Genomic DNA, 12,776 nt, shown 5'->3' with positions numbered 1-12,776 from the left:
ACATGCCAGCATCATCGCTAAAAGCCGTTATCGAAGCCTGTGACCGCGCCATCTCACAGGAAGACTACGCCACGCTGATGGAGTACTACGCCGACGACGCCACCCTGGTAGTTAAACCGGGCATGGTCGTCAGCGGCAAAGAGAATATTCGCAAAGCGTTTATTGCTATCGCCGACTACTTTCAGCACCGGTTGGTGGTGACGCAGGGGCGAATGGAGATTATTGAAGGCGGTGATAACGCGCTGGTGATTATGGAAACCCGGCTGGATATTCCACTGGCGGAAGGCGGTACGTCGCAGGTCACGCGCCGTGCGACCTATGTGTTTCGCCAGCAGGAAGGGCGTTGGCTGTGTACGGTAGACAACTCCTACGGCACCGACCTGCTGGATACACCTGCGGTTTAGATCCCCGCCCCCTGGCTGAAGTGCTCTTCACCAAACACGCCGGTAGACAGGTAGCGATCGCCGCGATCGCAGATGATCGCTACCACCACAGAGCCCGGATTCTGTTCCGCCACGCGAATGGCGCCGGCTACCGCACCGCCGGAACTAACGCCGCAGAACACGCCTTCTTTTACCGCCAACGCGCGCATGGTGTTTTCCGCGTCGTTCTGGTGAATATCCAGCACCTCATCCACCAGGCTGGCGTTGAAAATCCCTGGCATATATTCCGCAGGCCAGCGGCGAATGCCCGGAATGCTGCTGCCCTCTTCCGGCTGGAGACCAACGATAGTAACCGCTTTTTCCTGCTCGCGCAGAAAACGCGACACGCCGGTAATGGTGCCGGTGGTGCCCATACTGGAAACAAAATGAGTGATACGCCCTGCCGTTTGCTGCCAAATTTCCGGGCCAGTGGTAGTGTAGTGTGCGTACGGGTTGTCAGGGTTGTTGAACTGATCCAACAGCTTGCCCTCACCGCGCTGGGCCATCTCCAGCGCTAAATCGCGGGCGCCTTCCATCCCCTGTTCTTTGGTCACCAGAATCAATTCGGCACCGTAGGCACGCATCGCCGCACGGCGCTCCTGGCTCATGTTATCCGGCATAAGCAGCTTCATGCGGTAACCTTTCAGCGCGGCAATCATCGCCAGTGCAATACCGGTATTGCCGCTGGTGGCTTCAATCAGGACGTCACCCGGTTTGATTTCACCACGCTTTTCCGCCTCGACGATCATCGACAGCGCCGCACGGTCTTTTACCGACCCTGCCGGGTTGTTACCTTCCAGTTTGATCCAGATTTCGCTGCCGTTGTCCGGCCCCAGACGCTGCAATTTGACCAGCGGCGTATTGCCGATGGTTTGTTCTAATGTGTTCACGTTTTCTGCCCAAGAAAAAGCCGGGTGGCGCTTCGCTTACCCGGCCTACAAAATCACGATATACGCTGTAGGCCCGGTAAGCGAAGCGCCACCGGGCGATAAACCTGCAAATTAACCTATCAGGCAGACTCCGCGAGAGCAAGCGCCTCATGGGGCTCAATACGCTGGTCGCCATGATAGAGACGCGCGTTCTGTAAGCCGACAAACAGACGCTCACCGCGCAGCGGCGCATCGTCACCGCGCATCACTACGGTCAGCGGCTCGTTGTACCACCCCAGCGGCTGCACGACTAATTGGGTGTAGTGCCCTTTCGGACTGGCTTCCAGCACCTGAACCGGCAGCGGCGAATCGAGGCTGGTGCGACGGCTGACGTCCACTTCCCACGGGCGCAGGAACAGATCCACGGGCCCCTGATAGGACGGCGTGTAACCTAACGGCCAGCGGTGTGCGCCGACGTGGAACTGCCCGCCGCGCACGATACCCTGCAGGCGGTTCACTTCGCCCATAAACTCCAGCACGAAGCGCGTAGCAGGCTCGCGCCATACCTGATCCGGCTCGTCGGCCTGTTCGATATTGCCCTGGCTCATGACCACCACACGGTTCGCAACTTCCATCGCCTCTTCCTGGTCGTGGGTAACGAACACGCTGGTGAATTTCAGCTCTTCATGCAGCTGACGCAGCCAGCGACGCAGCTCTTTACGTACCTGCGCATCCAGCGCGCCGAATGGTTCGTCGAGCAGTAAAATTTGCGGCTCCACCGCCAGCGCGCGAGCCAGCGCCACACGCTGCTTTTGCCCACCGGAAAGCTGCGCCGGATAGCGATCGGCCAGGTGGGCCAGTTGCACCATCTCCAGCAGTTTGGTCACTTTCGCTTTAATGGTGGCAGCATTGGGTCGTTCACGACGCGGCAGCACCGTCAAACCGAAAGCAATGTTGTCAAACACCGTCATATGGCGGAACAGCGCGTAGTGCTGGAATACGAAACCTACCTTACGATCGCGCGCGTGCAGGCGGCTGACGTCGGTGCCGTGGAAACGGATGTGCCCGCTGGTCTGGTGCTCCAGCCCGGCGATAATACGCAGCAGCGTAGTTTTCCCGGAACCGGAAGGCCCCAGCAGCGCGACCATCTGGCCGGAAGGGATATCCAGAGAGATATCATTCAGCACCTGGGTGCGACCAAAAGATTTCTTAATATTGGCAATCTCAATGCTCATGATTTCCCTCCTGTTGCGCGCGTTTTTCCTGATTATGTAAACGCCACTGCAACGCACTCTTTAAGAACAACGTCAGAATCGCCATCAGGGTCAGCAACGCGGCGGCGGTAAAGGAACCGACGGCGTTGTAGTCCTGTTCAAGCAGTTCAATCTGTAACGGTAACGACAGGGTCTCGCCGCGAATCGAGCCGGACACCACGGATACCGCGCCGAACTCGCCGATGGCGCGGGCGTTGGTCAACACCACGCCGTACAGCAGCGCCCAGCGAATATTAGGCAGCGTCACGCGTCTGAACATCTGCCAGCCAGAAGCCCCAAGCAGAATCGCCGCTTCATCTTCCTGGCTGCCCTGGCTGAGCATCACCGGCACCAGCTCGCGGACCACAAACGGACAGGTGACGAAAATCGTCACCAGCACCATGCCCGGCCAGGCAAACATAATTTGCAGGTTGTGTGCTTCCAGCCAGCCGCCGAGCGGACCGTTGGAGCCGTAAAACAGCAGATACACCAGACCCGCAACGACCGGCGAAACGGCAAACGGGATATCCAGCAGCGTCAGCAGTAGTTGACGCCCCGGGAAGTCAAAGCGCGTCACCAGCCAGGCGAGCAATACGCCAAATACCAGGTTTACCGGCACGGTAATCAGCGCAATCATCACCGTCAGCCAGATGGCGTGCAGCATGTCCGGATCGGCCAGATTTTGCAGCACTGGCATCAGCCCTTTGCTGAATGCCTGGACGAAGATATAGATCATCGGCACCAGCAGAATAAGGGCCGAAACCAGTACCCCGGTACCAATCAGAAACCATTTACCCCAGTTAAAGCGGGGCGCGTCATAACGCTTCAATTGAGTCACTTCCGCCATTAATGACCTACCACACGCCGACCAAAGCGACTTTGCAAGGTATTGATTGTGAACAACAGCAGTAGAGAGGCTGCGAGGATCACCGAAGCAATCGCACTCGCCGCCGGATAATCAAACTCCTGCAGACGAATAAAGATCATCAGCGAGGTCACTTCCGTCTTCCAGGCGATGTTACCGGCGATGAAAATCACCGCGCCAAACTCGCCGAGGCTACGCGTAAAGGACAGCGCCACGCCCGCCAACAAAGCCGGAGACAGCTCCGGTAGCACCACTTTACGGAAGCTCTGCCAACGCGTTGCGCCCAGGGTTTCTGCCGCTTCTTCATACTCCGGACCTAATTCCTCCAGCACGGGCTGCACGGTACGTACCACGAACGGGATACTGGTAAACGCCATTGCCACCGCAATGCCGATCCAGGTATAGGTCACCTTGATATCAAACTTCGCCAGCCATTCGCCGTACAAACCGTTTACCGAAAACAGCGATGCCAGCGTCAGGCCGGCGACCGCCGTCGGCAGCGCGAATGGCAGGTCCATCAATGCATCCAGCAACGTGCGGCCAGGGAAGCGATAACGGGTTAAAATCCACGCCATCAGCAGACCAAATACGCCGTTAAAGATAGACGCGGCAAACGCCGACAACAGAGTCACCTTATAGGCGGCGACCACCTGCGGGTTGCTGATCACCTCCCAGTACTGCGACCAGCTCATCTCAGCGAGCTGCATCACCAGCGCGCTGAGCGGCAGCAACAAAATCAAACAGACAAACAGCAGACTGGTGCCGAGGCTTAAGGTAAAGCCCGGCAGCACACGCCTGGAGGAAACAGCAAACATTACTTACGCCCCGCCGCTAACAGCTTGTCTAACTCGCCACCGCTGGCGAAATGCGTCTTCATCACTTCCGGCCAGGCCCCAAACTTGTCCTCCACGCGGAACAGTTCTGTTTGCGGGAATTTATCTTTCAGCTTATCCATCACCTGCGGGTTATTCACGCGGTAGTAGTAATCGGTGATGATGGTCTGCGCCTGCGGGCTGTACAGATAGTTCAGGTAAGCCTTCGCCGCCTTCTCGGTACCGTTGGCCTTCACGTTTTTATCCACCCATGCCACCGGGAACTCCGCAAGAATATTGACCTTTGGCACCACCACTTCAAAGCCCTGTGCTTCATACTGTTTGCGGATGTTGTTCACTTCGGATTCGAAAGTGATCAGCACGTCACCCAGACCACGCTCCACGAAGGTCGTGGTTGCACCACGACCGCCGGTATCGAACACCTCGACGTTTTTCAGGAACTGGGTCATAAACTGCTCGGTTTTCGCTTTATCGCCACCGTCAGCCTGATCCGCCGCGCCCCACGCCGCCAGATAGGTATATCGCGCGTTACCGGAGGTTTTCGGATTCGGGAAAATCAGCTTCACGTCCGGGCGCACCAGATCGTTCCAGCTATGGATATTCTTCGGGTTGCCCTTACGCACCAGGAACGCCATGGTGGAGTAGAACGGCGAGCTGTTATTCGGCAAACGCGCCTGCCAGTCAGCCGGGATCAGGTTGCCTTTATCATGCAGAATCTGCACGTCGGTCACCTGGTTATAAGTTACAACGTCTGCTTTTAAGCCCTGCAAAATTGCCAGCGCCTGTTTGGAAGAACCCGCGTGGGACTGCTTGATAGTCAGCTTGTCCCCTCCGTTCTCCTGCGCCCATTGCTGCTCAAACGGCGTATTCAGGGCGGCAAACAGCTCGCGGGAAACGTCATAGGAGCTGTTCAACAGTTCCGTCGCCTGCGCCTGCGCCACCAGCAGCACAGAAGCCGCCAGGGTCAGGTATCCTTTTTTCAGTAACTTAATCGCCATTGCGCACCCTATAGTGTGAGGACTTTCTGAGCATCAGTGTATTTATAACGGGTACTAAAGGAGTAACGGTTTTATATACCGTTTAGTGATTTGGAAGTTGAAAAGGGAATAAGCGGCGAATGCGACTTTCTGGAGCACAATTCCAGAATCGTAACCGCATTCTGACAAAGCGTAAATATACGGGCAAAGTGCCTGATATGGAGAATATATTTGGTTTTGCTCGCCAGCTCAGACAAAGACTGACACCTCAGGAACGCCGGTTATGGTATCAATTGCGGGATCGCCGCTTTTCGCGGTTTAAGTTCCGTCGCCAGCATCCGGTTGGGCCGTATATTCTTGATTTGCATGCTGTGCGGCACATCCTGCCGTCGAGCTGGATGGGGGACAGCATGATGAAAGAAGCGGTTATGATGCACGGAGAACGGCGTGGCTTGAGCGACAAGGATGGAGAGTGCTGAGATTCTGGAATAACGAGTTGATAGACAATGAAGAGGCGGTACTGGCGCGGATTCTGGAGCCATTGGTGTCGCAATGACCCTCACCCCGGCCCTCTCCCTGAAAGGAAGAAGGTGAAAAACGAACCTGACCATCAGTTTCGTTACATCAAACCGCATCAAACGGTCCCCTCTCCCCCATGGGGAGAGGGTTAGGGTAAGGGGGCTGCTCAGGCTTACAGCGCAACCAGCTTATCCAGCGAAGGCGCAAAGTAATACCCACCGGTCACCGGCTTAGTAAAGCGCAGCATTGCGTCACGCTTACCGTCGGTATCGCCAAACATGCTCAGCAACTGCTGTTCAATATTGTGCAAACGCGCGCAGTAAGCGCAGAAGTACAGGCCGTGCGTACCGCTGGCCGTACCGTACGGCAGGCTCTGGCGCACAATCTTCAGCCCTTTGCCGTCTTCTTTCAGGTCAACGCGGGTCAGGTGCGAGGTTTCCGGACGATCGTCGCCGTCGATCTCTTCGTTGGCTTCTTTGGTACGACCAATCATCATTTCCTGATCCGGCACGCTCATGCGGTTAAGCTGCTTGAGGTTGTGCTCCCAGCGCTGCACGAACACGTAGCTGCCGCCCGCGTCGACGCCGTCTTTAATCACCGCCACTTCACGGCGAGTCTCTTCACCGGCCGGGTTTTCGGTGCCGTCAACAAAGCCGCTCAGGTCGCGTTCTTCAACCCAACGGAAGCCGTGCACTTCTTCCTGCACGTCCAGCGCGTCGCCAAAAGCGGCCAGCGCGGCCTGGGCCACGGAGAAGTTCACGTCGTGACGCAGAGAGAGGATGTGGATCAGCACGTCAAACTGCGTGGAAGGCGCCAGCCCCTTGCCATACTGAGGAAAATCTTTCAGTTCCTCCGCACCCACGCCGCCGCTCAGCTCGCGCCAGGTGTCGTGGCCAAACGCCACAACCGCGCCTAAATGCGCCTCCGGGAATTTATCCTGGAACGCCGCCAGCTTTTCGGCAAAAATTTTGCTGCCGGCACGCAGGGCGTTAGCATCCCCTTTCACATTGGCTTCAATCCAAATCGCCGCACGGCAATGTTCCGGCAAAATGCCGCTCTGAACCTGAGACATCGCTCCTCCTGAAAATAAAATGCCACGACGTCGTGGCATAGAAAAACCTCACATATTGTACTCGCTTTTCACCGTAGCGGGTCAATTCAACATCAAATTTAGCGTCGCCAGATAATTTTCGACAGCGTCCAGTTTTTCAGCGTATCGTCTGGCGGCATGAGCCCCTGCGGCCCCTGCCAGGTGCCAGAGAACTGATAGCTGATGTGCTGGCTATCTTTCGCTTTACATTCCACGACGTTACTCTCGTCTTCGCTTGCCGCCTGGCAGTGACCATACGCTTTGTCGTAGAGCGTATTGAACGCCGCGCCGACCTTCGCCCCGTCGGCAGCAGTCACGCCGTCATCCAGCACATCGACACGACTGACGGTACCGCTGTCACCGTTGATGACCATCGCCACTTTATCGCCGCGCAGCGCTTCAAAATAGCGGACGATGTTGCCGTCATGTGCCTTCATGCCGATACGTAGGCGGTAATCGCTGCCGAGGGCGTCGCTAATCGCCTGCTCGCTCAGCGCCGTGGTGCCGGTAATGCCGCCAACGCCCTGCTCGGTCACGCCAGCTGAAGATCCAAACCAGTTCCACGGATAGGCCGCCGACCAGTTAACCGAAGACAGCGTTGAACAGCCGGTCAGCGCCAGCGGCAGAGCACACAAGAGTATACGCAGCGATTTCATTCCTACTTCCTATAAATTCAAGTCAGGCCTATTGGAGTCCCGTAAACACAAAAAGTGCCGTTCAATCTGCAACATCGCGAAAACAGGCGCGTAAACGGCGATTGCTCAGCAGCCACCACAGGGCATAAATATCAAGAACAAGCAGGCTTAACCCCACGCCGGATAACGCCTCGCCGTTCAGCCATAGCCACGGTTGCCACAGCAACAGAATAAGCTGAGCCACCACCAGTGCCGGGTGAAGAAGACGCCACACGCGCGGGTAGACATGCCGCCGTCCGCTAAGCAAAAACGCCAGCACCGCCGGTACGCCGGGCAGCAGGCCAATCCAGAAGAGACTGTGGTCGGGGTAGAACAAATTCAGTAAGGCGTCGCCCTGATCGCGCGACGCGCCCGCCATCAGGAACAGCACCCACGTCCGCGCCTGCAATAGTAGCAGGCACCAGAACAGAAACGGCAGGCGCAGGCGGCCCTGCGGATCGTAATCGGCGGGCGAAAAATCAGTACTCTTCATCTTCGATCAGACGCTTTCCTAAGCTTTGGGCATCCGCATGTTCATAGCCCAGGCGCTCGTACATGCCCAGCACCACGTCGTTTTCTTCGCGCACCATAATCTGGATTTTCGGGCAGCCGCGGGCAATGAGTTTTTTCTCAAGACGGTTGAGCAACGCGTTGGCAATGCCGCGCCCGCGATACTCCGGGTGCACGCCGAGATAGTAGGCCGATCCGCGATGGCCGTCGTAGCCGCCCATGATGGTGCCAACCACTTCGCCATTCACTTCCGCCACCAGAAACAGGCTGACGTCATGATTGACCTTCCGTTCAATGTCCATCTCAGGATCGTTCCATGGTCGCAGCAGATCGCATCGCTCCCACAGGGTGATGACTTCTTCAAAGTCCGACTGGCGAAAAACGCGTATCTCCATGGTATTGCCCACCTTTTCAGGTTTAAAAACAGTGATTATGGCGTGAACGGTCAATTTAGCCAATATCTGACGCGGCACAGTGAAAAAAATGGCATAATAAGGTACAGACACGTATTGAAATGAAAAGTAAAACAATTCTCATCGCGAACAGTCGTAACGAAAATCGCGATACGATATAACATACAGATTCTTGTTTTTACAACTCAGGCCGGAATGAGCACGTTTAAACCTTTAAAAATACTGACTTCGCGCCGTCAGGTGCTAAAAGCCGGATTGGCTGCGCTCACGCTGTCGGGAATCGCGTCTCAGGCAGCCGCGAAAGACACAACATTAAAAACCAGCAATGGTCACAGCAAACCGGCGAAAAAGTCATCGAATCGCCGACTGGTGATGTTGGACCCGGGCCACGGCGGGATTGATACTGGCGCAATTGGCCACAACGGTTCCAAAGAAAAGCACGTCGTACTGGCGATTGCTAAAAACGTGCGCGCCATTTTGCAGAAAAACGGTATCGACGCAAAATTGACCCGTTCAGGCGACACCTTTATTCCGCTGTACGACCGGGTTGAGATTGCCCACAAGCACGGCGCGGATCTGTTTATGTCGATCCACGCCGATGGTTTTACTAACCCGTCCGCTGCGGGCGCATCGGTGTTTGCCCTCTCCAACCGCGGGGCCAGTAGCGCCATGGCAAAATACCTGTCAGACCGTGAAAACGCCGCCGATGAACTGGCGGGTAAAAAGGCCAAGGATAAGGACCATCTGCTCCAGCAGGTGCTGTTCGATCTGGTGCAAACCGATACCATCAAAAACAGCCTTACGCTCGGCTCGCACGTGCTGAAGAAAATCAAGCCCGTGCATAAGCTGCACAGCCGCAGCACTGAACAAGCCGCGTTCGTGGTGCTGAAGTCGCCGTCGATCCCGTCGGTGCTGGTGGAAACCTCGTTTATTACCAACCCGGCGGAAGAAAAACTGCTGGGTACGGCCGCGTTCCGCCAGAAAATTGCCGATGCGATTGCGTCTGGCATCATTAGCTATTTCCACTGGTTTGATAACCAGAAAGCCCACGCGAAGCGCCGCTGATGAAGATTAACGTAGATCAGGTCAAAGCCTTTCTGCTCGGGCTACAGGACGATATTTGTCGGCAGCTTGAGCAGCTCGATGGCCGTCCATTTATCGAAGATAGCTGGCAACGTGAAGCCGGCGGCGGCGGGCGCAGCCGGGTGCTGCGCGACGGCGCGCTGTTTGAGCAAGCGGGCGTGAATTTCTCCCACGTACACGGCGACGCCATGCCGGCTTCCGCCACGGCGCACCGCCCGGAGCTGGCAGGACGCAGCTTCGAAGCAATGGGCGTCTCTCTGGTTATCCATCCGCGTAATCCGTATGTACCTACCAGCCACGCCAACGTGCGCTTTTTTATTGCTGAAAAGCCCGGTGCAGAGCCGGTATGGTGGTTCGGCGGCGGTTTCGATTTAACCCCCTACTACGGCTTTAACGAAGATGCCGTGCACTGGCACACCGTCGCACGCAACCTGTGTCAGCCGTTTGGCGACGACGTCTACCCGCGCTACAAAAAGTGGTGCGACGACTACTTCTATCTTAAGCACCGTAACGAGCAGCGCGGCATTGGCGGCCTGTTCTTTGACGACCTGAATACCCCAGACTTTGCGCACTGCTTCGCCTTTATGCAGGCGGTGGGGAAAGGCTTTACCGACGCCTATCTGCCGATCGTCGAGCGCCGTAAAGATATCGCCTACGGCGAACGCGAGCGCGATTTCCAGCTCTACCGTCGGGGGCGCTACGTGGAGTTTAATCTGGTGTGGGACAGGGGCACGCTGTTTGGCCTGCAAACCGGCGGGCGCACAGAGTCGATTCTGATGTCAATGCCGCCGCTGGTACGCTGGGAGTATAACTACCAGCCGGATGAAAACAGCCCGGAAGCGGCGCTGAGCGAATTTATCAAAGTGAAAGACTGGCTCCTGTAGCCCGGCCAAGCGAAGCGCCGCCGGGGCAGCTCGGAGCCATCCCGGGGTCGGCGTAAACGCCTCGCCCGGGTAACATTGTTACAGCGGCTGGGTCTGGGCTTCAACCACCGCCAGCGCCACCATGTTGACGATGCGGCGAACGGAGGCGATCGGCGTCAGGATATGTACCGGTTTCGATACCCCCATCAGCACCGGCCCAACGGTCACCCCTTCGGAACTGGAAACGCGCAGCAGGTTATAGCTGATACGCGCGGCTTCCATATTCGGCATCACCAGAATATTCGCTGAACCTTTCAGCGGGCTATCCGGCATGCGGTCGTTACGGATGCTTTCAACCAATGCGGCGTCGCCGTGCATTTCACCATCAATCATCAGCTCCGGCGCGCGCGCCTTCACCAGCTCCAGCGCATCGCGCATTTTGCTGGCCGACGGGCAGTCGGAAGAGCCAAAGTTAGAGTGCGACAGCAGCGCCACGCGCGGCTCGATGCCGAAACGACGCACGCTTTCCGCCGCCATCAGGGTGATTTCAGCAATCTGCTCCGGCGTCGGATCGTTGTTGACGTAGGTATCGGCAATAAAGGTGTTACCGCTCGGCAGCAGCAGCGCGTTCATCGCGCCCGCGGTATGCACGCCGTCACGGTAGCCGAATAACGGGTTGATCACGCTGAAATGCTCATGGTAATCACCGATCGTACCGCAAATCATACCGTCCGCTTCGCCGCGCTGCACCATGATTGAACCAATCGCGGTGGTATTGCTGCGCATCTCGCGCTGCGCCTGCTCCTGCGTGATACCGCGACGCTTCATCAGGCTGTAGTATTCCTGCCAGTACTCTTTAAAGCGCGGGTCTGATTCGTTGTTAACGATTTCGAAGTCGACGCCCGGCTTAATCTGCAAGCCCAACTTCTGCAGGCGCATCTCGATAACGCTCGGGCGGCCAATCAGAATCGGCTTCGCCAGCCCCAGGGTGATCAGCTCCTGAGTCGCGTGCAGCACGCGGTTGTCTTCACCTTCAGCCAGCACGATGCGCTTCGGCTCTTTACGTGCCTGCGAGAAAATCGGTTTCATGAACAGGTTGGTCTTATAGACAAACTCGCTCAGTTTTTCGATATAGGCGTCAAAATCGGCAATCGGGCGTTTTGCCACGCCGGAGTCCATTGCCGCTTTCGCCACGGCCGGGGCGATCTTAACGATCAGACGCGGATCGAACGGTTTTGGAATAATGTAGTCCGGGCCAAAGCTCAGATCCTGGTCACCGTAGGCGGAAGCCACCACTTCGCTCTGCTCGGCGTGGGCCAGTTCAGCGATCGCGTGGACTGCCGCCAGCTTCATCTCTTCGTTAATCGCCGTCGCGCCAACGTCCAGCGCGCCGCGGAAGATGAACGGGAAGCACAGCACGTTGTTCACCTGGTTCGGGTAATCGGAACGACCGGTGCAGATAATCGCATCCGGGCGTACTTCTTTTGCCAGCGGCGGCAGAATTTCCGGCTCAGGGTTCGCCAGCGCGAGGATCATCGGCGCGCGGGCCATTTTCTTGACCATCTCCTGGGTCAGCACTTTCGGGCCGGAGCAGCCAAGGAAGATATCGGCGTCGGCGATAACGTCGTCCAGAGAACGTTTACCGTCATCCTTCACCGCGTAGGCGGCTTTGGTTTCCGCCATGTTCGGCTCGCGGCCTTCATAGATCACGCCCTTCGAGTCGCAGACCACAATATTGTGTTTCTGCATCCCCAGCGCCACCAGCAGGTTCATACAGGCAATCGCTGCCGCGCCCGCGCCGGAGACCACCATGCGAACGTCAGAGATGTTTTTCTCCACCACGCGCAGGCCATTGAGGATGGCCGCGGTGCTGATAATCGCGGTGCCATGCTGATCGTCGTGGAACACAGGAATGTTCATACGCTCGCGCAGCTGCTGTTCAATGTAGAAACATTCCGGCGCTTTGATGTCTTCGAGGTTGATGCCGCCAAAGGTCGGCTCCAGCGCCGCCACGACGTCAATAAATTTGTCCGGGTTGGTTTCATCCACTTCGATATCGAAAACGTCGATACCGGCGAATTTCTTGAACAAAACGCCCTTACCTTCCATCACCGGTTTACCGGCCAATGCGCCGATATTGCCCAGGCCCAGCACGGCTGTGCCGTTGGACACCACCGCCACCAGGTTACCGCGCGCGGTATATTTGTAGGCCGCCAGCGGATCTTTTTCGATCTCCAGACACGGCGCGGCAACGCCCGGCGAGTAGGCCAGCGCAAGATCGCGTTGGGTGGCGAGCGGCTTGGTAGGCGCTACCTGAATTTTACCTGGAACGGGGAATTCATGGAAATCGAGGGCACTTTGTCTTAATTGGTCGTCCATTTAGGGTTCCTTTCACGTATCAAACT

13 protein-coding genes and 1 pseudogene are annotated in these 12,776 nt (G+C 56.9%); 4 read left to right on the top strand and 10 right to left on the bottom strand.

Features of this window, described 5'->3' with window-relative positions; genetic code table 11:
• The first annotated feature begins 2 nt into the window (after positions 1-2).
• Positions 3-404 (top strand): YybH family protein, encoded by a 402-nt coding sequence (locus ABTW00_RS06555; RefSeq protein ID WP_064543686.1) that lies wholly within the window; start codon positions 3-5, stop codon positions 402-404.
• Here the strand turns inward: ABTW00_RS06555 and cysM are convergent.
• From cysM to ABTW00_RS06530, 5 genes are all read right to left on the bottom strand, one after another.
• Positions 401-1,312: a cysteine synthase CysM gene (gene cysM, locus ABTW00_RS06550; RefSeq protein ID WP_064543684.1), complete on the bottom strand. Its 912-nt coding sequence runs from the start codon at positions 1,310-1,312 to the stop codon at positions 401-403. The genes ABTW00_RS06555 and cysM overlap by 4 nt on opposite strands.
• 119 nt (positions 1,313-1,431) lie before the next feature.
• Positions 1,432-2,526, bottom strand: a complete 1,095-nt coding sequence (cysA, locus tag ABTW00_RS06545) for a sulfate/thiosulfate ABC transporter ATP-binding protein CysA (protein WP_433639668.1) — start codon at positions 2,524-2,526, stop codon at positions 1,432-1,434.
• Positions 2,516-3,391, bottom strand: a complete 876-nt coding sequence (cysW, locus tag ABTW00_RS06540; protein ID WP_065355866.1) for a sulfate/thiosulfate ABC transporter permease CysW — start codon at positions 3,389-3,391, stop codon at positions 2,516-2,518. Before cysW ends, cysA begins: the two co-directional genes overlap by 11 nt.
• Positions 3,391-4,224 (bottom strand): sulfate/thiosulfate ABC transporter permease CysT, encoded by an 834-nt coding sequence (gene cysT / locus ABTW00_RS06535; RefSeq protein ID WP_433639665.1) that lies wholly within the window; start codon positions 4,222-4,224, stop codon positions 3,391-3,393. The genes cysW and cysT overlap by 1 nt, the downstream gene beginning before the upstream one ends.
• Positions 4,224-5,240 (bottom strand): sulfate ABC transporter substrate-binding protein, encoded by a 1,017-nt coding sequence (locus ABTW00_RS06530; RefSeq protein ID WP_433639663.1) that lies wholly within the window; start codon positions 5,238-5,240, stop codon positions 4,224-4,226. Before ABTW00_RS06530 ends, cysT begins: the two co-directional genes overlap by 1 nt.
• Positions 5,241-5,359: 119 nt before the next feature.
• On the opposite strand from ABTW00_RS06530, the pseudogene ABTW00_RS06525 reads away from it, so the two are divergent.
• Positions 5,360-5,775, top strand: a pseudogene (locus tag ABTW00_RS06525) (endonuclease domain-containing protein).
• Between the two features lie 135 nt (positions 5,776-5,910).
• Here ABTW00_RS06525 and ABTW00_RS06520 read toward each other — a convergent pair.
• From ABTW00_RS06520 to ABTW00_RS06505, 4 genes are all read right to left on the bottom strand, one after another.
• Positions 5,911-6,810: a Dyp-type peroxidase gene (locus tag ABTW00_RS06520; protein ID WP_271447294.1), complete on the bottom strand. Its 900-nt coding sequence runs from the start codon at positions 6,808-6,810 to the stop codon at positions 5,911-5,913.
• Between the two features lie 98 nt (positions 6,811-6,908).
• The gene (locus ABTW00_RS06515; RefSeq protein WP_433639659.1) at positions 6,909-7,484 is read right to left on the bottom strand and encodes an RpoE-regulated lipoprotein; all 576 of its coding nucleotides are present in this window, start codon (positions 7,482-7,484) and stop codon (positions 6,909-6,911) included.
• A gap of 61 nt (positions 7,485-7,545) precedes the next feature.
• Entirely contained in the window at positions 7,546-7,995 is a 450-nt protein-coding gene (locus tag ABTW00_RS06510; protein WP_433639657.1) for a DUF2919 domain-containing protein, read from the bottom strand.
• The gene (locus ABTW00_RS06505; RefSeq protein WP_035891508.1) at positions 7,982-8,407 is read right to left on the bottom strand and encodes a GNAT family acetyltransferase; all 426 of its coding nucleotides are present in this window, start codon (positions 8,405-8,407) and stop codon (positions 7,982-7,984) included. Before ABTW00_RS06505 ends, ABTW00_RS06510 begins: the two co-directional genes overlap by 14 nt.
• A 213-nt stretch (positions 8,408-8,620) precedes the next feature.
• Here ABTW00_RS06505 and amiA point away from each other — a divergent pair, with 213 nt between their 5' ends.
• Positions 8,621-9,490 carry an N-acetylmuramoyl-L-alanine amidase AmiA gene (gene amiA / locus ABTW00_RS06500; protein WP_064543656.1) on the top strand — a complete coding sequence of 290 codons (870 nt, stop codon included), beginning with the start codon at positions 8,621-8,623 and terminating at the stop codon, positions 9,488-9,490.
• Positions 9,490-10,392: an oxygen-dependent coproporphyrinogen oxidase gene (hemF, locus tag ABTW00_RS06495; protein WP_433639654.1), complete on the top strand. Its 903-nt coding sequence runs from the start codon at positions 9,490-9,492 to the stop codon at positions 10,390-10,392. The genes amiA and hemF overlap by 1 nt, the downstream gene beginning before the upstream one ends.
• A 78-nt stretch (positions 10,393-10,470) precedes the next feature.
• On the opposite strand, the gene maeB is transcribed toward hemF, so the two are convergent.
• Positions 10,471-12,750 carry an NADP-dependent oxaloacetate-decarboxylating malate dehydrogenase gene (gene maeB / locus ABTW00_RS06490; protein WP_271447292.1) on the bottom strand — a complete coding sequence of 760 codons (2,280 nt, stop codon included), beginning with the start codon at positions 12,748-12,750 and terminating at the stop codon, positions 10,471-10,473.
• Positions 12,751-12,776 lie beyond the last annotated feature (26 nt).

Source organism: Kluyvera georgiana, assembly GCF_050990895.1.
Classification (GTDB): Bacteria; Pseudomonadota; Gammaproteobacteria; order Enterobacterales; family Enterobacteriaceae; genus Kluyvera; species Kluyvera georgiana.
Note: the sequence above shows the minus strand (reverse complement) of the source record. Positions and strands in the feature narration are given on the sequence as shown.